This is a genomic window from Enterobacter cloacae complex sp. 302F9, from assembly GCF_050030335.1.
GTDB lineage: Bacteria > Pseudomonadota > Gammaproteobacteria > Enterobacterales > Enterobacteriaceae > Enterobacter > Enterobacter hormaechei_C.
On sequence record NZ_JBLGUC010000001.1, the window covers coordinates 790,643 to 808,380 of the forward strand.

General features: G+C 55.6%; 17 protein-coding genes. 10 read left to right on the forward strand and 7 right to left on the reverse strand.

The features are described 5' to 3' along the window. Positions 1 to 34: 34 nt before the first annotated feature. The 9 genes from murC to mutT all read left to right on the forward strand — a co-directional run bounded on the left by murC (position 35) and on the right by mutT (position 10,752). Entirely contained in the window at positions 35 to 1,510 is a 1,476-nt protein-coding gene (gene murC, locus ACQG0T_RS03765; RefSeq protein ID WP_003856345.1) for a UDP-N-acetylmuramate--L-alanine ligase, read from the forward strand. Continuing rightward, positions 1,503 to 2,423, forward strand: a complete 921-nt coding sequence (locus ACQG0T_RS03770) for a D-alanine--D-alanine ligase (RefSeq protein ID WP_032652572.1) — start codon at positions 1,503 to 1,505, stop codon at positions 2,421 to 2,423. Before murC ends, ACQG0T_RS03770 begins: the two co-directional genes overlap by 8 nt. Before the next feature lies 1 nt (position 2,424). After that, entirely contained in the window at positions 2,425 to 3,267 is an 843-nt protein-coding gene (ftsQ, locus tag ACQG0T_RS03775) for a cell division protein FtsQ (protein ID WP_003856342.1), read from the forward strand. Continuing rightward, a complete protein-coding gene (gene ftsA / locus ACQG0T_RS03780) occupies positions 3,264 to 4,520 on the forward strand; it encodes a cell division protein FtsA (RefSeq protein ID WP_003856340.1) in 1,257 nt (418 codons plus the stop codon). Before ftsQ ends, ftsA begins: the two co-directional genes overlap by 4 nt. Positions 4,521 to 4,583: 63 nt before the next feature. After that, positions 4,584 to 5,735 carry a cell division protein FtsZ gene (gene ftsZ / locus ACQG0T_RS03785; RefSeq protein ID WP_003856338.1) on the forward strand — a complete coding sequence of 384 codons (1,152 nt, stop codon included), beginning with the start codon at positions 4,584 to 4,586 and terminating at the stop codon, positions 5,733 to 5,735. Between the two features lie 101 nt (positions 5,736 to 5,836). Then, entirely contained in the window at positions 5,837 to 6,754 is a 918-nt protein-coding gene (gene lpxC / locus ACQG0T_RS03790) for a UDP-3-O-acyl-N-acetylglucosamine deacetylase (RefSeq protein ID WP_271040551.1), read from the forward strand. Positions 6,755 to 7,034: 280 nt separating this feature from the next. After that, on the forward strand, positions 7,035 to 7,538 hold the full coding sequence (gene secM, locus ACQG0T_RS03795) for a secA translation cis-regulator SecM (protein WP_032103219.1): 504 nt from the start codon (positions 7,035 to 7,037) through the stop codon (positions 7,536 to 7,538). Between the two features lie 58 nt (positions 7,539 to 7,596). After that, the gene (secA, locus tag ACQG0T_RS03800) at positions 7,597 to 10,302 is read left to right on the forward strand and encodes a preprotein translocase subunit SecA (RefSeq protein ID WP_015572673.1); all 2,706 of its coding nucleotides are present in this window, start codon (positions 7,597 to 7,599) and stop codon (positions 10,300 to 10,302) included. A 57-nt stretch (positions 10,303 to 10,359) separates the two neighbouring features. Continuing rightward, a complete protein-coding gene (gene mutT, locus ACQG0T_RS03805; RefSeq protein WP_026080649.1) occupies positions 10,360 to 10,752 on the forward strand; it encodes an 8-oxo-dGTP diphosphatase MutT in 393 nt (130 codons plus the stop codon). A 34-nt stretch (positions 10,753 to 10,786) separates the two neighbouring features. Here mutT and yacG read toward each other — a convergent pair whose 3' ends face one another. Genes yacG through coaE form a run of 3 tightly spaced genes read right to left on the reverse strand, consistent with a single transcriptional unit; the run spans position 10,787 to position 12,354 of the window. Next, positions 10,787 to 10,981, reverse strand: coding sequence for a DNA gyrase inhibitor YacG (yacG, locus tag ACQG0T_RS03810; protein ID WP_015572675.1), 195 nt, complete (start codon positions 10,979 to 10,981; stop codon positions 10,787 to 10,789). 9 nt (positions 10,982 to 10,990) lie between these two features. Further along, positions 10,991 to 11,734, reverse strand: a complete 744-nt coding sequence (gene zapD / locus ACQG0T_RS03815; protein ID WP_032103180.1) for a cell division protein ZapD — start codon at positions 11,732 to 11,734, stop codon at positions 10,991 to 10,993. Next, on the reverse strand, positions 11,734 to 12,354 hold the full coding sequence (gene coaE / locus ACQG0T_RS03820; protein WP_032103181.1) for a dephospho-CoA kinase: 621 nt from the start codon (positions 12,352 to 12,354) through the stop codon (positions 11,734 to 11,736). The genes zapD and coaE overlap by 1 nt, the downstream gene beginning before the upstream one ends. Before the next feature lie 228 nt (positions 12,355 to 12,582). Between coaE and ACQG0T_RS03825 the strand changes: the two genes are divergently transcribed. Next, positions 12,583 to 13,626 (forward strand): GMP reductase, encoded by a 1,044-nt coding sequence (locus ACQG0T_RS03825; protein ID WP_017383777.1) that lies wholly within the window; start codon positions 12,583 to 12,585, stop codon positions 13,624 to 13,626. A 33-nt stretch (positions 13,627 to 13,659) separates the two neighbouring features. Here the strand turns inward: ACQG0T_RS03825 and hofC are convergent, their stop codons facing one another. From hofC to nadC, 4 genes are all read right to left on the reverse strand, one after another. Then, entirely contained in the window at positions 13,660 to 14,844 is a 1,185-nt protein-coding gene (hofC, locus tag ACQG0T_RS03830) for a protein transport protein HofC (protein ID WP_058685958.1), read from the reverse strand. Next, positions 14,834 to 16,213 carry a type II secretion system protein GspE gene (gene gspE / locus ACQG0T_RS03835; RefSeq protein WP_271040553.1) on the reverse strand — a complete coding sequence of 460 codons (1,380 nt, stop codon included), beginning with the start codon at positions 16,211 to 16,213 and terminating at the stop codon, positions 14,834 to 14,836. The genes hofC and gspE overlap by 11 nt, the downstream gene beginning before the upstream one ends. Before the next feature lie 12 nt (positions 16,214 to 16,225). After that, positions 16,226 to 16,663 carry a prepilin peptidase-dependent pilin gene (gene ppdD / locus ACQG0T_RS03840; protein ID WP_271040554.1) on the reverse strand — a complete coding sequence of 146 codons (438 nt, stop codon included), beginning with the start codon at positions 16,661 to 16,663 and terminating at the stop codon, positions 16,226 to 16,228. Between the two features lie 174 nt (positions 16,664 to 16,837). Continuing rightward, on the reverse strand, positions 16,838 to 17,731 hold the full coding sequence (gene nadC, locus ACQG0T_RS03845) for a carboxylating nicotinate-nucleotide diphosphorylase (RefSeq protein WP_045347230.1): 894 nt from the start codon (positions 17,729 to 17,731) through the stop codon (positions 16,838 to 16,840). Positions 17,732 to 17,738: the final 7 nt, after the last annotated feature.

Below are 17,738 nucleotides of genomic sequence, written 5' to 3' on the forward strand. Positions count from 1 at the left end.
CGATTTTTTTGAAGTAGTCGATGGCGTTTAGAGAATGAATACACAACAACTGGCAAAACTGCGTTCTATCGTGCCCGAGATGCGTCGCGTCCGGCACATTCACTTTGTCGGCATCGGTGGTGCTGGCATGGGCGGTATTGCCGAAGTGTTAGCTAACGAAGGCTATCAGATCAGCGGGTCTGACCTGGCGCCAAACCCTGTTACGCAGCAGCTGGCGTCGCTGGGGGCGACTATCTATTTCAATCATCGCCCGGAAAACGTGAGCGATGCGAGCGTGGTTGTGGTGTCCAGCGCTATCTCCGCGGATAACCCGGAAATCGTTGCGGCGCATGAGGCGCGCATCCCGGTGATCCGTCGCGCGGAAATGCTGGCGGAACTGATGCGTTTCCGTCACGGCATTGCGGTGGCCGGTACGCACGGTAAAACCACCACAACAGCGATGGTCTCCAGCATTTATGCGGAAGCGGGTCTCGACCCGACGTTCGTTAACGGTGGTCTGGTGAAAGCCGCTGGCGTGCATGCGCGTCTGGGCCACAGCCGTTATCTGATTGCGGAAGCGGATGAGAGCGATGCGTCGTTCCTGCATCTACAGCCGATGGTGGCGATCGTCACCAACATCGAAGCTGACCATATGGACACTTACCAGGGCGACTTCGAGAACTTAAAGCAGACCTTTATTAACTTCCTGCACAACCTGCCGTTCTATGGCCGTGCGGTGATGTGCGTGGACGATCCGGTTATTCGCGAGCTGCTGCCGCGCGTCGGGCGTCAAATTACGACCTACGGCTTCAGCGAAGACGCGGATGTACGCGTAGAAGATTACAAGCAGATCGGTGCGCAGGGGCATTTCACCCTCGCGCGTCAGGATAAAGACCTGCTGCATGTCACCCTGAACGCTCCGGGACGTCACAACGCCCTGAATGCGGCAGCGGCGGTGGCTGTTGCGACAGAAGAAGGCATTGACGATGAAGCGATCCTGCGCGCACTGGAGAGCTTCCAGGGGACGGGCCGTCGCTTCGACTTCCTCGGTGAATTCCCGCTGGAACCGGTAAACGGTAAGCCAGGTTCTGCGATGCTGGTAGACGACTACGGTCACCATCCGACGGAAGTGGACGCAACCATCAAAGCGGCACGCGCGGGTTGGCCGGAAAAGAATCTGGTCATGATCTTCCAGCCGCACCGTTACACGCGTACTCGCGATCTGTATGACGATTTTGCCAACGTCCTTTCGCAGGTCGATACCCTGCTGATGCTGGATGTTTATGCAGCGGGTGAAACTCCGATTCCGGGTGCGGACAGTCGTTCTTTATGTCGTACCATCCGTGGACGCGGTAAAGTGGATCCTATTCTGGTTCCCGACCCGGCGCAGGTGGCTGAAATGCTTGCCCCGGTCCTGACGGGTAACGATCTGATCCTGATTCAGGGCGCGGGAAATATCGGCAAAATCGCCCGTACCTTAGCTGAAATCAAACTGAAGCCGCAAACTCAGGAGGACGAGCGTCATGGCTGATAAGATTGCTGTCCTGTTTGGCGGCACTTCCGCCGAACGCGAGGTTTCTCTGAATTCGGGCGCTGCCGTGCTGGCGGGCCTGCGTGAAGGTGGTGTGGACGCGCATCCGGTTGATCCGAAAGAGGTGGACGTCACGCAGCTGAAAGCGATGGGCTTCGATAAAGCCTTTATCGCGTTGCACGGTCGCGGCGGTGAAGACGGCACGTTGCAGGGGCTGCTGGAGCTGATCGGTATGCCGTACACCGGCAGCGGCGTGATGGCATCCGCCATCTCCATGGATAAACTGCGCAGCAAACTGCTGTGGCAGGGGGCGGGCCTGCCCGTTGCGCCATGGGTTGCACTGACGCGTCGTGAATATGAATTGGGCCTGTCGGACAGCGTTAATACACGCATTGCGGCACTGGGCTTACCGGTTATTGTGAAGCCGAGCCGTGAAGGGTCGAGCGTGGGAATGTCTAAAGTCGATAAAGCTGTAGATTTGGCTGACGCTTTAGCACTGGCATTTCAACATGATGAAGAAGTTCTGATTGAAAAATGGCTTAGCGGGCCGGAATTTACCGTCGCGATGCTTGGCGAAGAAATTTTACCGTCAATTCGCATCCAACCCGCCGGAGTCTTCTATGATTATGAGGCGAAGTATCTCTCTGATGAGACGCAATATTTCTGCCCAGCGGGTCTTGAAGCAGAGCGTGAGGCCGAATTACAGTCTCTGGTGCTTAAAGCCTGGAATGTGCTGGGATGTCGTGGCTGGGGACGCATTGACGTGATGCTTGACGGTGACGGGCAATTTTATCTGCTGGAAGCAAACACGTCTCCGGGTATGACCAGCCATAGCCTTGTGCCGATGGCGGCGCGTCAGGCGGGAATGAGCTTCTCGCAGTTAGTCGTACGTATTCTGGACCAGGCGGGCTGATATGTCTCAGGCTGCATTGAACACGCGCAACCGCGATGACGAAGAAGAATATTCCTCTTCGCGCCGGAGTAATGGAACGCGTCTTGCAGGGATCATCTTCCTGCTCGGGGTGCTGTGCACCGTGTTTATCAGCGGCTGGATGGTGCTGGGCTGGATGGAAGACGCGCAGCGGTTGCCGCTGTCGAAGCTGGTGGTGACCGGGGAGCGACACTACACGCGTAACGATGACATTCGCCAGTCGATTCTGGCGCTTGGGTCGCCTGGCACCTTTATGACGCAGGACGTCAACATTATCCAGAGTCAGATTGAACGTCTGCCGTGGATAAAACAGGCGAGTGTCAGAAAACAATGGCCTGATGAATTGAAGATTCATCTGGTTGAATATGTGCCGATTGCGCGTTGGAATGATCAGCATATGGTTGACGTAGACGGAAATTCGTTCAGCGTCCCGAGCGATCGTGTCAACAAGCAGAATTTACCGATGTTGTATGGCCCGGAAGGCAGCGAAAACGAAGTATTGCAGGGTTTTCGTGAGATGGGGCAGGTGCTGGCTAAGGATCGCTTTACGTTAAAAGATGCTGCGATGACGGCGCGCCGTTCCTGGCAGTTGACCCTAACGAATGGCATTAAGCTCAATCTTGGCCGCGGCGACACAATGAAACGTCTGGCGCGTTTTGTAGAACTTTACCCGGTTTTACAGCAGCAGGCGCAGACGGATGGCAAACGGATAAGCTACGTTGATTTGCGCTATGACTCAGGCGCAGCAGTCGGTTGGGAGCCGGCTCCGGTCGAGGAACCTAATCAGCAACAAAATCAGGCACAGGTACAGGCAGAACAACAATGATCAAGTCGACGGACAGAAAATTGGTAGTAGGACTGGAGATTGGCACCGCGAAGGTTGCCGCTTTGGTAGGGGAAGTTCTGCCCGACGGTATGGTCAATATCATTGGTGTGGGCAGCTGCCCCTCCCGTGGTATGGATAAAGGTGGGGTAAACGACCTTGAGTCGGTGGTGAAATGCGTTCAGCGCGCCATCGACCAGGCTGAATTGATGGCAGATTGCCAGATTTCCTCTGTCTATCTGGCCCTGTCTGGTAAGCACATCAGCTGCCAGAATGAAATCGGTATGGTGCCGATTTCTGAAGAAGAGGTGACGCAGGAAGACGTTGAGAACGTTGTCCACACGGCGAAATCCGTGCGTGTTCGCGACGAGCACCGTGTGCTGCATGTGATCCCGCAGGAATACGCGATCGACTACCAGGAAGGCATCAAGAATCCGGTCGGTCTGTCGGGCGTGCGTATGCAGGCAAAAGTGCACCTGATCACATGTCACAACGATATGGCGAAGAACATTGTAAAAGCCGTTGAACGTTGTGGCCTGAAAGTTGACCAACTCATTTTCGCCGGTCTTGCCGCGAGCTATTCCGTGCTGACCGAAGACGAACGTGAACTGGGCGTCTGTGTGGTCGATATTGGTGGTGGTACAATGGACATGGCCGTTTATACCGGCGGTGCGTTACGCCACACCAAAGTGATCCCGTACGCCGGGAATGTGGTGACCAGCGATATCGCTTACGCCTTTGGTACGCCACCGAGCGATGCAGAGGCGATTAAAGTGCGCCATGGTTGCGCGCTGGGCTCTATCGTCGGCAAAGACGAGAGCGTTGAAGTGCCGAGCGTAGGCGGGCGACCGCCGCGCAGCCTGCAACGCCAGACGCTGGCAGAGGTGATTGAGCCGCGTTATACCGAGCTGCTCAACCTGGTCAACGAAGAGATTTTGCAGTTACAGGAACAGCTTCGCCAGCAGGGTGTGAAACATCATCTCGCGGCGGGGATTGTATTAACCGGCGGGGCAGCGCAAATTGAAGGTCTTGCGGCCTGCGCTCAGCGCGTGTTCCATACGCAGGTGCGTATTGGTGCGCCGCTGAATATTACCGGTTTAACGGATTACGCTCAGGAGCCGTATTACTCAACGGCCGTGGGCCTGCTGCACTACGGGAAAGAATCCCATTTGAGTGGTGAAGCAGAAGTGGAAAAACGCGTCTCGGTGGGGTCTTGGGTCAAACGACTTAACACCTGGTTGCGAAAAGAGTTTTAATTTTTTTAAGAGACCGGAGAGAATTAGCGGTCTCGGGCGACAGGCACAACGGAGAGAGAGATTATGTTTGAACCTATGGAATTAACCAACGACGCGGTGATTAAAGTCATCGGCGTCGGTGGCGGCGGCGGTAACGCCGTAGAGCACATGGTGCGCGAGCGCATCGAAGGTGTTGAATTCTTCGCGGTGAACACCGATGCGCAGGCGCTGCGTAAAACGGCTGTTGGCCAGACGATTCAGATCGGTGGTGGCATCACCAAAGGTCTGGGAGCAGGGGCTAACCCGGAAGTGGGCCGCAACGCGGCTGAAGAAGATCGTGAAGCGCTGCGCGCTGCACTGGACGGTGCAGACATGGTCTTCATCGCAGCGGGTATGGGCGGCGGTACAGGTACCGGTGCAGCACCCGTTGTGGCGGAAGTCGCTAAAGATTTAGGTATTCTGACCGTTGCTGTCGTGACCAAGCCTTTCAACTTTGAAGGTAAGAAGCGTATGGCTTTCGCGGAGCAGGGTATCACCGAGCTGTCCAAGCACGTGGACTCTCTGATTACCATCCCGAACGACAAGCTGCTGAAAGTGCTGGGTCGCGGTATCTCTCTGCTGGACGCCTTTGGCGCGGCAAACGACGTGCTGAAAGGCGCGGTTCAGGGTATTGCTGAACTGATTACCCGTCCAGGTCTGATGAACGTTGACTTTGCAGACGTTCGCACCGTGATGTCCGAGATGGGCTACGCGATGATGGGCTCTGGCGTGGCGAGCGGCGAAGACCGTGCGGAAGAAGCCGCTGAAATGGCGATCTCTTCTCCACTGCTGGAAGATATCGATCTGTCTGGCGCGCGCGGCGTGCTGGTCAACATTACCGCTGGCTTTGACCTGCGTCTGGATGAGTTCGAAACCGTGGGTAACACCATCCGTGCGTTCGCCTCTGACAACGCGACCGTCGTTATCGGTACGTCCCTTGATCCGGAAATGAACGACGAACTGCGTGTGACCGTTGTGGCCACCGGTATCGGTATGGACAAGCGTCCTGAGATCACCCTGGTGACCAACAAACAGACTCAGCAGCCGGTTATGGATCGTTACCAGCAGCACGGTATGGCGCCTCTGACTCAGGAGCAAAAACCCGCTGCGAAAGTGGTGAACGACCCGACTCCACAAACGGCAAAAGAGCCAGATTATCTGGATATCCCGGCGTTCCTGCGTAAGCAAGCTGACTAAGAATTGGCTGGAATTTGGGGATTTGCGCTCTTTGTGCTAAACTGGCCCACCGTTAGTGATATACACTCTCGGTTGGATAGTTAATTTGGCGAGATTATACGATGATCAAACAAAGGACACTTAAACGTATCGTTCAGGCGACGGGTGTCGGTTTACATACCGGCAAGAAAGTCACACTGACGTTACGCCCTGCGCCGGCCAATACCGGGGTCATCTATCGTCGCACCGACTTGAATCCACCGGTAGATTTTCCGGCCGATGCCAAATCTGTGCGTGATACTATGCTCTGTACTTGTCTGGTGAACGAGCATGACGTGCGGATTTCTACCGTAGAGCACCTGAACGCCGCCCTGGCGGGTCTGGGTATCGACAACATTATGGTTGAAGTCGATGCGCCAGAAATCCCGATCATGGACGGGAGTGCTGCTCCGTTCGTTTATTTGTTGCTGGATGCCGGCATCGAAGAACTGAACTGCGCGAAGAAATTTGTTCGCATTAAAGAGACCGTTCGCGTCGAAGATGGCGACAAATGGGCTGAATTCAAACCGTACAATGGTTTCTCGTTGGATTTCACCATCGATTTTAACCATCCGGCGATTGACTCCAGCACCCAGCGCTATGCGATGAACTTCTCTGCGGATGCGTTCATGCGTCAGATCAGCCGAGCACGTACCTTCGGCTTTATGCGTGATATCGAATATCTGCAATCCCGCGGCCTGTGCCTGGGCGGCAGCTTCGATTGTGCCATCGTTGTTGACGATTATCGCGTACTGAACGAAGACGGCCTGCGTTTTGAAGATGAATTTGTTCGTCACAAACTGCTGGACGCGATCGGCGACCTCTTCATGTGTGGTCACAACATCATTGGTGCATTTACCGCGTTTAAATCCGGTCATGCACTGAACAACAAACTGTTGCAGGCCGTCCTGGCAAAACAGGAAGCCTGGGAATATGTGACCTTCGAAGACGAAGCTGAACTGCCGCTGGCGTTCAAAGCCCCGACTATGGTCCTGGCGTAACGGTTAAAGCCGTTTCGTAAGAAAAGCGACTGGTTCACCTGGTACTCTCTCCGACCAGGGAAGCCAGTCGTTTTTATTTCTGCCCTTCTTTAATTTGTCCCCCTCACCCCTGGCCTGTGTCGGGTGCCGAATAACGGTGTGTTCGCTGCATTATTGACCGTTTTTACCTGCTGCAAGGTGTCATTCCTGCTGCCGTGTATTGGCTTTAGTGGTAATATCTGGGCGCTAAAAAAGAATAACTGAACTCAGCCTGCACTGGCGGGCGAACGTGGTGGAGCAAGTGAGCGGAATACTGACGCGCTGGCGACAATTTGGCAGACGTTACTTCTGGCCGCATCTCTTATTGGGGATGGTCGCGGCGAGTTTCGGCTTGCCTGTGCTCAGCAACAGCGCAGACGCGGCCACGCCAGCACGTTCCACGACGACCAAACACGATCTCACCACACGGGTTAACTTCACTAATCTCGCATGGCTTGAAGCCAGCCGCCGTCCCAATTTCTCCGTTGATTACTGGCAGCAGCACGCGATTCGCACGGTTATCCGCCATCTGTCGTTCGCGATGGCGCCGCAGACGATGCCTGTTGCGGAAGAAACGCTGCCGGTTCAGGCTCAGCATCTTGCCCTGCTCGATACGCTTAATGCGCTTCTGACGCAGGACAACCAGCCGCCAGTGACCGTAAATCAGACGGCGCAAACGGATTTTGTTTCCCCTGCATCCTTCTCTGTTTCGACATGGATTAGCCAGGTTCACGGCATCCGTGCCGGGCCTCAACGCCTCAGCTAAATTAACCTTTTTCAATACCTTAATTTATCTGCCCGACTGGGGCGTTTGAGAATTTATTATGCTAATCAAATTGTTAACCAAAGTTTTTGGTAGTCGTAACGATCGTACCCTGCGCCGCATGCGCAAAGCTGTGAACGTCATCAACGGTATGGAACCGGCGATGGAGAAGCTCACTGATGATGAGCTGAAAGCGAAAACCGCGGAGTTCCGTGCGCGTCTGGAGAAAGGTGAAACCTTAGAAAGCCTGATCCCGGAAGCCTTCGCCGTTGTACGTGAGGCCAGTAAACGCGTGTTCGGCATGCGTCACTTCGACGTGCAGCTGCTGGGCGGGATGGTGCTCAACGAGCGCTGCATCGCGGAAATGCGTACCGGTGAAGGTAAAACCCTGACTGCAACGCTGCCGGCTTACCTGAATGCGCTGACGGGTAAGGGCGTTCACGTTGTTACCGTCAACGACTATCTGGCGCAGCGCGACGCCGAAAACAACCGTCCACTGTTCGAATTCCTCGGCATGACCGTGGGCATTAACATGTCCGGCCTGCCGGCACCTGCCAAGCGTGAAGCGTATAACGCGGATATCACCTACGGCACCAACAACGAATACGGCTTCGACTACCTGCGTGACAACATGGCGTTCAGCCCGGAAGAGCGCGTCCAGCGTAAACTGCACTATGCGCTGGTGGATGAGGTTGACTCCATTCTGATCGATGAAGCGCGTACCCCGCTGATCATCTCCGGCCCGGCCGAAGACAGCTCCGAGATGTACCGTAAAGTCGACAAAATCATTCCTCACCTGCTGCGTCAGGAGAAAGAAGACTCCGATACCTTCCAGGGTGAAGGTCACTTCTCCGTGGATGAAAAAGCGCGTCAGGTCAACCTGACCGAACGCGGCCTGGTGAAAATCGAAGAGCTGCTGGTGGCTGAAGGCATTATGGAAGAGGGCGAGTCTCTGTACTCCCCGAGCAACATCATGCTGATGCACCACGTAACGGCTGCACTGCGCGCGCACGCCCTGTTCACCCGCGACGTTGACTACATCGTTAAAGACGGCGAAGTCATCATCGTCGATGAACACACCGGCCGTACCATGCAGGGACGTCGCTGGTCCGATGGCCTGCACCAGGCCGTGGAAGCGAAAGAAGGCGTGGATATTCAAAACGAAAACCAGACGCTGGCATCCATCACCTTCCAGAACTACTTCCGTCTGTACGAGAAGCTGGCGGGGATGACCGGTACCGCAGATACCGAAGCGTTTGAGTTCAGCTCCATCTATAAGCTGGATACCGTGGTAGTACCTACCAACCGTCCGATGATCCGTAAGGATATGCCGGACCTGGTATACATGACTGAAGCGGAAAAAATTCAGGCGATCATTGAAGATATTCGCGAACGTACCGCGAAGGGCCAGCCGGTACTGGTGGGGACCATCTCCATCGAGAAATCCGAAGTGGTATCCAACGAGCTGACCAAAGCAGGCATCAAACACAACGTTCTGAACGCCAAGTTCCACGCTAAAGAAGCAGATATCGTTGCGCAGGCCGGTTACCCGGCTGCCGTAACCATCGCCACCAACATGGCGGGTCGTGGTACCGATATTATGCTCGGCGGTAGCTGGCAGGCCGAAGTGGCGGAGCTGGAAAACCCAACCCCAGAGCAAATCGCGCAGATCAAAGCCGACTGGCAGGTGCGTCACGACGCGGTGCTGGCATCCGGTGGTCTGCACATCATTGGTACAGAGCGTCATGAATCCCGTCGTATCGATAACCAGCTGCGCGGTCGTGCGGGTCGTCAGGGTGATGCCGGTTCTTCCCGCTTCTATCTGTCTATGGAAGATGCGCTGATGCGTATTTTCGCCTCTGACCGTGTGTCCGGCATGATGCGTAAACTGGGCATGAAACCTGGCGAAGCGATCGAGCACCCGTGGGTTACCAAAGCGATTGCGAACGCCCAGCGTAAAGTAGAAAGCCGCAACTTCGATATTCGTAAGCAGCTGCTGGAATATGATGACGTTGCCAACGACCAGCGTCGTGCGATCTACACCCAGCGTAACGAACTGCTGGACGTGTCCGACGTGAGCGAAACCATCAACAGCATTCGCGAAGATGTGTTCAAAGCCACTATCGACGCGCACATTCCGCCGCAGTCTCTGGAAGAGATGTGGGATATCGAAGGTTTGCAGGAACGTCTGAAAAACGACTTCGATCTCGAACTGCCAATCAAAGAGTGGCTGGACAAAGAGCCTGAGCTGCACGAAGAGACCCTGCGCGAGCGTATCTACGAAACCGCGCTGGACGTCTACAAGCGTAAGGAAGAAGTGGTTGGCGCAGAGATGATGCGTCACTTCGAGAAAGGCGTAATGTTGCAGACCCTGGACTCCCTGTGGAAAGAGCATCTGGCGGCAATGGACTACCTGCGTCAGGGTATCCACCTGCGTGGTTATGCGCAGAAAGATCCGAAGCAGGAGTACAAGCGTGAATCCTTCTCCATGTTTGCTGCCATGCTGGAGTCGCTGAAGTATGAAGTCATCAGCACCCTGAGCAAAGTTCAGGTGCGTATGCCGGAAGAAGTGGAAGCGATGGAGCAGCAGCGTCGTGAAGAAGCTGAGCGTCTGGCACAGATGCAGCAGCTGAGCCATCAGACCGATGAGAGCGAAGCCGCAGCGGCAATCGCAGCGCAGACGGGCGATCGTAAAGTCGGTCGTAACGATCCGTGCCCATGCGGTTCCGGCAAAAAATACAAGGCGTGCCACGGCCGTCTGAGTTAAGAACATAACAAACTGAAAAGGCGCAGATATCTGCGCCTTTTTTATGGAAGTGACATGATGAAAACACTGCAAATTGCTGTCGGGATCATTCGCAACCCGCAAAATCAGATCTTCATTACCCAACGTGCCGCCGATGCGCACATGGCCAACAAATGGGAATTCCCCGGCGGAAAAATCGAATCAGGTGAAACGCCGGAGCAGGCGCTGGTGCGTGAGCTTCAGGAAGAGGTGGGGATCACCCCGCTTGGTGCAACGCTGTTCGATAAGCTGGAGTACCAGTTTCCGGATCGTCACATCACGCTGTGGTTCTGGCTGGTTGAAAACTGGGAAGGTGAGCCGTGGGGAAAAGAGGGGCAGCCGGGTAACTGGATTGAGCTTCAGGCCAGCGATGCGGAAAAATTCCCGCCTGCCAATGAGCCTGTGATCCTCCGGCTGGCCGCACAACCGTAGGCCTGCTAAGCGACGCGCCAGCAGGCTTTGAACGTTACTGCTGGTTTTCGCTCCAGTCATCGCTATCCGAGAGATCGCCTTCGCTCGGAATGCGTTTCTCTTCCGCCGCCCATTCGCCCAGGTCTATAAGCTGACAGCGCTTACAGCAGAATGGGCGAAATGGACTTACGTCTCCCCAGACGACAGTTTTCCCACAGGTTGGGCAGTTTACGGTGGTTACGTCAGACATTGGCACTCCTTAACAACAGGCCAGTTCAAAATCGAGGCGTTCCGGCACGGTGCCATGTTCACTGTCCAGCGGCATAAAGCGGATCGCGAAACGGCTTTTATGCCCGGAAATTTGCGGGTAAAGCTGCTCGCCAAGAGACAGGTTCAGGCGCAGAAGATCGGCGTCGTCGCCGTTATCCTGATAGAAACCGTTGAGACTGGTTTGTTTGCGGAACGGGGCAGAGTTACGCACAAGATCGAGGATCAGGGATAACGTCTGATTCATCGGCTCCAGGCTGCCCAGCCAGCTGTTCACCTGGCGATTGCGCTGTTCCTGCGGCATGTGCAGCCACATATGCAGCGTTGGCAGGTCAAAGCTACAGCATCCGCCCGGTATGCTCAGGCGCTGGCGCACCAGCGCAATCAGACGATCCTCTCGTAAAAACTGGCCAACGCGCGGCGCGGCCATCAGGGTCGTGCTGCTGTTTTTCAGCTGCTTGCGTAAAGCGTCAATTCGACTTTGATCCACGCCCGGTACTTCGGCCCAGGCCTGTAATTTACGCTGCTGGCGCTCCAGCTCTTTCAACAGCTCAGTGCGGACGTCGCCGCGTTCAATCACATCCAGCAGATCGCCCACGTTGCGGAAAAAATGCAGCGCGGTGGCGTGATCGTTGACAGGCAGATGTTGTGAAAGCTGTTGAATAAGAAATTCTATGCGTAGCCAGGTACGCATTTTTTCGTTAAGCGGGTGCTCAAAAAGGATATGAGTCGACATTATGGTTTTTCCTGTGCAACGGCCTGCGCGGCGAAGGTCAGATACTGCGCGTGCAGACGAGCAACATCCGATGCAATGGCATCTGGTGCGCCGTTATTATCAATAACATCATCCGCAATGGCGAGGCGCGCTTCGCGCGTGGCCTGTGCGGCAAGAATTTGTTCAGCATGCTCGCGAGAAACATGGTCACGCGCCATGGTTCTCTGGATTTGCGTTTCGCGGGAAACGTCAATCACCAGCGTTCTGTCTGCTTTATTTTGAAGCTGATTTTCCACCAGTAACGGGACCACCCACAACACATAGGGCGAACTGGCTGCGGCAATCTGACGCTGAGTTTCCTGGTGGATAATGGGGTGGAGCAGGGCATTAAGCCAGGCTTTTTCCGCTGGATCGGAAAATATGCACTCACGCAGCTGCCGACGATTCAGGGTGCCGTCAGCCTGTATCACGGGGCGACCAAAATGCGCTTCGATGGCGTTTAAGGCGGGTGTATTGGGTTCTACCACCTGACGGGCAATGATATCGGCGTCGATAATCGTGATGCCGAGACGAGCAAACGCGTGCGCAACGGTGCTTTTACCACTACCGATGCCGCCGGTTAATGCGACGATATACCCCATTAAATCAGATCCTGGGAATTATTCAGTTTTAAAATCAGTTGCTTAAAATTCAAACTTACAACAGCCAATGTTTAGCTCTCTTTACCCGCTTTTTACCAGGTAAATTTATAGGATTGTAGCGTAAAAAAAGAGAATTTCGCAGTCTTGCGGAGCAGGTATTAGTGCGTATGATAGCGTCACTGGAGTTGTGCTTTTAATATATTTGCCTCTAACCCCAGGAATCCGCACATGCGTATCGAAGAAGATCTGAAGTTAGGTTTCAAAGACGTTCTTATCCGCCCTAAACGCTCTACACTGAAAAGCCGCTCAGACGTTGAACTCGAACGTCAATTCACCTTTAAGCATTCCGGTCAGACGTGGTCTGGCGTGCCGATTATCGCGGCCAACATGGATACCGTCGGGACCTTCGAGATGGCGACCGCACTGGCGCAATTCGACATCCTTACTGCGGTACACAAACACTACAGCGCTGAAGAGTGGGATGCGTTTGTCGCCTCCGCCTCGGCTGACGTGGTGAAGCATGTGATGGTCTCGACCGGTACCTCTGATGCAGATTTCGAGAAAACCAAACAGATCCTGAACGCCAATCCAGCGCTGAATTTTGTCTGCATTGACGTGGCAAATGGTTATTCCGAGCATTTCGTTCAGTTCGTCAGCAAGGCACGTGAGGCCTGGCCAACCAAAACCATCATCGCGGGCAACGTGGTGACCGGTGAAATGTGTGAAGAGCTGATCCTCTCCGGGGCCGACATTGTAAAAGTTGGCATTGGCCCGGGGTCCGTTTGCACCACGCGCGTGAAAACCGGTGTGGGTTATCCGCAGCTGTCTGCGGTAATTGAATGCGCTGACGCTGCGCACGGTCTGGGCGGCCAGATCATCAGCGACGGTGGCTGCACCATGCCAGGCGATGTCGCGAAAGCCTTCGGCGGCGGCGCGGATTTCGTGATGCTCGGCGGCATGCTGGCAGGCCACGAAGAGAGCGGCGGTACCGTGGTGGAAGAGAACGGCGAGAAATTCATGCTGTTCTACGGAATGAGCTCTGAATCCGCGATGACCCGTCACGTGGGCGGTGTCGCGAAATACCGTGCGGCGGAAGGCAAAACCGTTAAGCTGCCACTGCGTGGTCCGGTCGAAAACACGGCGCGCGATATCCTCGGCGGTCTGCGTTCTGCCTGCACCTACGTTGGTGCTTCCCGCCTGAAAGAGCTGACGAAACGCACGACGTTTATCCGCGTTCAGGAGCAGGAAAACCGCGTATTCAATAGCCTCTGACGGCTACGGCTGGCGCGCGTCCGTGCGCCAGCATTACCCCGCGCTCATTGCATCCCCCAGATGGAAAATCGGCAAATACATTGCCACCACCAGCGTGCCAATAATCAGACCCGTCACGACCAGTAGCAAAGGCTCAAGAAGCGCTGCCAGATTGTCTGCCTGCTGAAATGTCTGTTCCGTATGGTGGCGGGCCAGATTCATCAGCATCACATCCAGTGAACCCGACACTTCTCCGGTGCGAATGAGCTGAATACACAGTGGCGTAAAAACAGAGGCCTTCTGGAAGGAGGACCACACGGGCATCCCCTGTTCGATATCGCTGCGTATCTCACGGAGTTTCTCCTGCCAGTAGCCCCTCTCAACGGTCTCCTCCACACTCTCCAGTCCTTGTAAAAAGGCAATTCCGGCCTGCTGGGTTAATGACAGCACGGTAAAAATCTGCCCCAGTTTTTGCCCGCGCGTCAGCGTGCCCATCACCGGTACGTGTAACAAGACATACTGCCAGCGTGGATGCCGCCGCAGCTTACAGGCGATGACAACCATTGCCACGAGCAGGGCCAAAAGGGTGAGGATATGCGCCTGAACCAAGGCCGCCAGCCCCATGACTGCCTGCGTGAGCAAAGGGAGCGGGGTGTTGAACGTTTTGTAGATTGCAGCAAACTCAGGCAAAACCAGCGTGACCATCGCCAGCACCACGAAAACGGCCAGCGTCAGGATGATCAGCGGATAGCGCAGCGCTTTCTTCACCTTCGCACTGAGCTGCTGCTGGGATTTTTGTTGCTGCGCAAGCTGACGGCAGCAGGCTTCGAGCTTACCCGTCAGCTCACCCGTCTTCACCATTGAGACATAAAGAGGGCTAAACACCTCTGACCATTTCTTCATGGTCTCTGACAGGGCGCAACCTTCGCTCAGGTCATCAGCAAGACTGTGCAGCAGCGCCTGCCAGTGCTGCAAAGGATGCTGTTCCGCCAGCATGTGCAGGCTTTGGGATAGCGTGAGTCCAGCCTGTAGCAGCGTGGCGAGCTGGCGAAAAATATCGTAGCAGTGCTGCACCTGCCATCGCTGGCGCTGCTGACAGCGTTTTAGCGCCAGCGGGTGCAGTTGTTTAAGCACCAGAGCCGTGTAAGCTGCGTCACGGTCGATGGCCCAGAGGGTGCCGGTTTGCACCTCCCCCTCGGTGTTCAGGGCACGCCAGCGCCAGAGCGAATTAGCAGCCATCGGGCATTCCCAGGACGCGCAACAGCTCTTCGAGCGTGGTCAGCCCATGCTCTACGGCCATGCAGCCATGCTCAAACAAAGAGGTCATTCCCGCCTGACGAGCGCTGGACCCAATCACCTCCGTGCTTGCTCCGCTGGCGATGGCCTGCCGCAGCGTGTCGTCGATGACGAGCACTTCAAAAATGGCTACGCGACCATAAAAACCGTGGTAGCAGCGATCGCAGCCGGTGGGTTGCCAGCGAGGAAGCGGCCGGGGCCACAGCGTGCGGGGTAATTCGGTGTGGCGGCTGGCTTCCTGTCGGCAGTACGGACATAAACGGCGCACCAGTCGCTGGGCAATCACCATCGAGAGCGCCGAAGAGATCATCCAGCGCGCGACGCCCATCTGTTGCAGCCGTACCAGCGTTTCAGTCGTTGAGTTAGTATGCAGGGTGGACAGCACCAGATGCCCGGTTTGCGCCGCCTTAATGGCAATTTCTGCCGTTTCGCCGTCACGAATTTCACCCACCATAATGATGTCAGGATCCTGCCTGAGCAGGGCACGCAGCACGCTCTGGAAGGTCAGCCCCGCACGCGGATTAATCTGCGTCTGGTTTAAGCCTGCAAGCGGGATTTCAACGGGATCTTCCACGCTGCAAATATTGACGTCAGGGGTATTTCGCGCCTGTAACGCGCTGTACAGCGTCACTGTTTTCCCGCTACCGGTCGGGCCGGTGACCAGAATCAACCCCTGAGGGCTGTTAAGCGCCCCGGCAAAACGGGCCTGCTGATCTGCGCTCATCCCCAGCTGTTCAAGCTCCAGTGCCTGCTGTACCTGGTGAAGCAGACGAAGCACGATTTTTTCTCCACCACTACAGGGAAGGGTTGCGATACGAAAAGAGACGGGGACGCTTGCCAGCTCCACCGTAAACTGGCCGTCCTGCGGCAGGCGGCGCTCCGCAATATCCAGTTGACCCAGCACCTTCAGACGTGCGGCAAGCGTCGTCCCGAGGGCGGCAGAGATCGGCAGTTGCGGGTAGAGAACACCGTCGATTCGCAAACGGATCTGGTAGCCGTGCTCCGTCGGTTCAATATGGATGTCAGAAGCCCGCTGGTTTACTGCCTGCTGCAAGGTTGTACTGAGCACGTCAGCGGCTGAGTTTGGCGCTATGCCCGGCAGGTGTGATGATGAGACGGACTGAAGCCGTTTTTCCATCCGTTCTGCCGTCCAGCACTCAATATCAATACGCTTCTGCGTGGCGAAGCGTAACGCTTCCATCAGCTCAGAGGCAGGATTACCCACCACCGCAATGCTGATCATATCGGTGTCGCTTGCGAGTAGCAGTGCGTGATGGCGCTGACAGAGCGTCATTAGCTGTTCGGTATTCATTGTCCACTCCTGTCAGTTGTTGTCGAAGCGGAAAACATCTTCACAGGCTTGTCTGAGCGCCGTGTCGGACGCAATTTTGCAGTCACGCGTCCAGCCCGTCATACCGTTACCGTCGCTCCAGATCGGTGTCATGAGCACTTCAAGTCCGTTAAGGCTTTCCTGCCCTGTTAACGATACGGCCCCCTTTGCCACGCTCATCGCTGAAACGTAACGTGTGGTTGTCGGGGAGGGGATGCAATTGGTGCCTGCGTCGCAGCTATCCACACCACCACGATCCAGGGCGCAAAGCTCAATGGCGGTGCGGTAGGGGATGAACGTTTGCAGCATATCGGTGAGCGCCGCTTTTCGCAGGTAGTTCTGATAGGCCGGAACGCCAATGGCGCTCAGGATGGCAATAATGCCAATGACCACCATTAGCTCAATCAGGGTAAATCCTTGTTGTCTGTTCATGTCTGCTCCTTACGTTAAGTGGCGCTACTGTGGCAGTGCCAGCATGCAGAAACGAGGGACAAAAGCGTGAACGTGAAGGGGCTTTCAGGGAAATGATTCAGTGTTGCAGAGAAGGACAGCGTAATTGCGAGCGGTTTCGTATTTCCCCTCTCCGGGCGGAGAGGGGAGGATAATTTATTTGAAGCGCATCGAGAGGTCGAGGGCGCGGACGTGCTTGGTCAGGGCGCCAACGGAGATGTAATCGACGCCGGTTTCAGCAAATTCGCGGATGGTGTCGAACGTCACGTTGCCGGACACCTCAAGCTGCGCCTGGCCGTTTGTGCGTTTGACCGCTTCACGCATCTGCTCCGTGTCGAAGTTATCGAGCATGATGATGTCAGCCCCCGCTTTAATGGCCTCGTTCAGCTCCTCCAGCGTTTCCACTTCCACTTCGACCGGCACATCCGGATGTAGCCAGAAGGCTTTTTCCACGGCCTGACGCACCGAGCCAGAGGCAATAATGTGGTTCTCTTTGATCAGGAAGGCATCGGATAGCCCCAGACGATGGTTGGCGCCGCCACCGCAGAGTACCGCGTATTTCAGCGCGGTGCGCAGGCCCGGCAGGGTTTTACGGGTATCCAGCAGCTGCGTGCGGGTGCCTGCCAGCAGGTCAACGTAGCGGCGTACTTCACTGGCAACGCCAGAGAGCGTTTGCACAAAATTGAGCGCGGTGCGTTCACCGGTCAGCAAGACGCGGGACGGGCCGTCCAGCTCGAACAGTGGCTGATTCGCCGTGACCGCATCACCGTCTTCAACGTGCCATGTTACCTGCACCTCGTCGCCTGCCAGCTGGGTAAAGACCTCCTCAACCCAGCGTTTTCCGCAGAAGACTCCCGCTTCGCGGGTGATGATCACCGCATGCGAGCGCGTCTCTTTTGGCAACAATTGGGCGGTAATATCGTTATCGGCGCTGACGTCGCCGCCGAGATCTTCTTTCAGGGCATGGGCAACGCTTGCCGGGATATCACTATTAATACGTTCCAGAAGCGCGTCACGTCGGTGGTCGGGGTTATAGCGGCGAGGCGGCATGATAAAA

What these genes read in the sequence shown, in the direction of transcription:
- ACQG0T_RS03770 (WP_032652572.1), top strand. Translation starts at nt 1,503, where the DNA reads ATGGCTGATAAGATTGCTGTCCTGTTTGGCGGCACTTCCGCCGAACGC.
- mutT (WP_026080649.1), top strand. Translation starts at nt 10,360, where the DNA reads ATGAAAACACTGCAAATTGCTGTCGGGATCATTCGCAACCCGCAAAAT.
- zapD (WP_032103180.1), bottom strand. Translation starts at nt 11,734, where the DNA reads ATGTCGACTCATATCCTTTTTGAGCACCCGCTTAACGAAAAAATGCGT.
- ftsZ (WP_003856338.1), top strand. Translation starts at nt 4,584, where the DNA reads ATGTTTGAACCTATGGAATTAACCAACGACGCGGTGATTAAAGTCATC.
- hofC (WP_058685958.1), bottom strand. Translation starts at nt 14,844, where the DNA reads ATGGCTGCTAATTCGCTCTGGCGCTGGCGTGCCCTGAACACCGAGGGG.
- secA (WP_015572673.1), top strand. Translation starts at nt 7,597, where the DNA reads ATGCTAATCAAATTGTTAACCAAAGTTTTTGGTAGTCGTAACGATCGT.
- ppdD (WP_271040554.1), bottom strand. Translation starts at nt 16,663, where the DNA reads ATGAACAGACAACAAGGATTTACCCTGATTGAGCTAATGGTGGTCATT.
- coaE (WP_032103181.1), bottom strand. Translation starts at nt 12,354, where the DNA reads ATGGGGTATATCGTCGCATTAACCGGCGGCATCGGTAGTGGTAAAAGC.
- lpxC (WP_271040551.1), top strand. Translation starts at nt 5,837, where the DNA reads ATGATCAAACAAAGGACACTTAAACGTATCGTTCAGGCGACGGGTGTC.
- murC (WP_003856345.1), top strand. Translation starts at nt 35, where the DNA reads ATGAATACACAACAACTGGCAAAACTGCGTTCTATCGTGCCCGAGATG.
- ftsQ (WP_003856342.1), top strand. Translation starts at nt 2,425, where the DNA reads ATGTCTCAGGCTGCATTGAACACGCGCAACCGCGATGACGAAGAAGAA.
- nadC (WP_045347230.1), bottom strand. Translation starts at nt 17,731, where the DNA reads ATGCCGCCTCGCCGCTATAACCCCGACCACCGACGTGACGCGCTTCTG.
- yacG (WP_015572675.1), bottom strand. Translation starts at nt 10,981, where the DNA reads ATGTCTGACGTAACCACCGTAAACTGCCCAACCTGTGGGAAAACTGTC.
- gspE (WP_271040553.1), bottom strand. Translation starts at nt 16,213, where the DNA reads ATGAATACCGAACAGCTAATGACGCTCTGTCAGCGCCATCACGCACTG.
- ftsA (WP_003856340.1), top strand. Translation starts at nt 3,264, where the DNA reads ATGATCAAGTCGACGGACAGAAAATTGGTAGTAGGACTGGAGATTGGC.
- ACQG0T_RS03825 (WP_017383777.1), top strand. Translation starts at nt 12,583, where the DNA reads ATGCGTATCGAAGAAGATCTGAAGTTAGGTTTCAAAGACGTTCTTATC.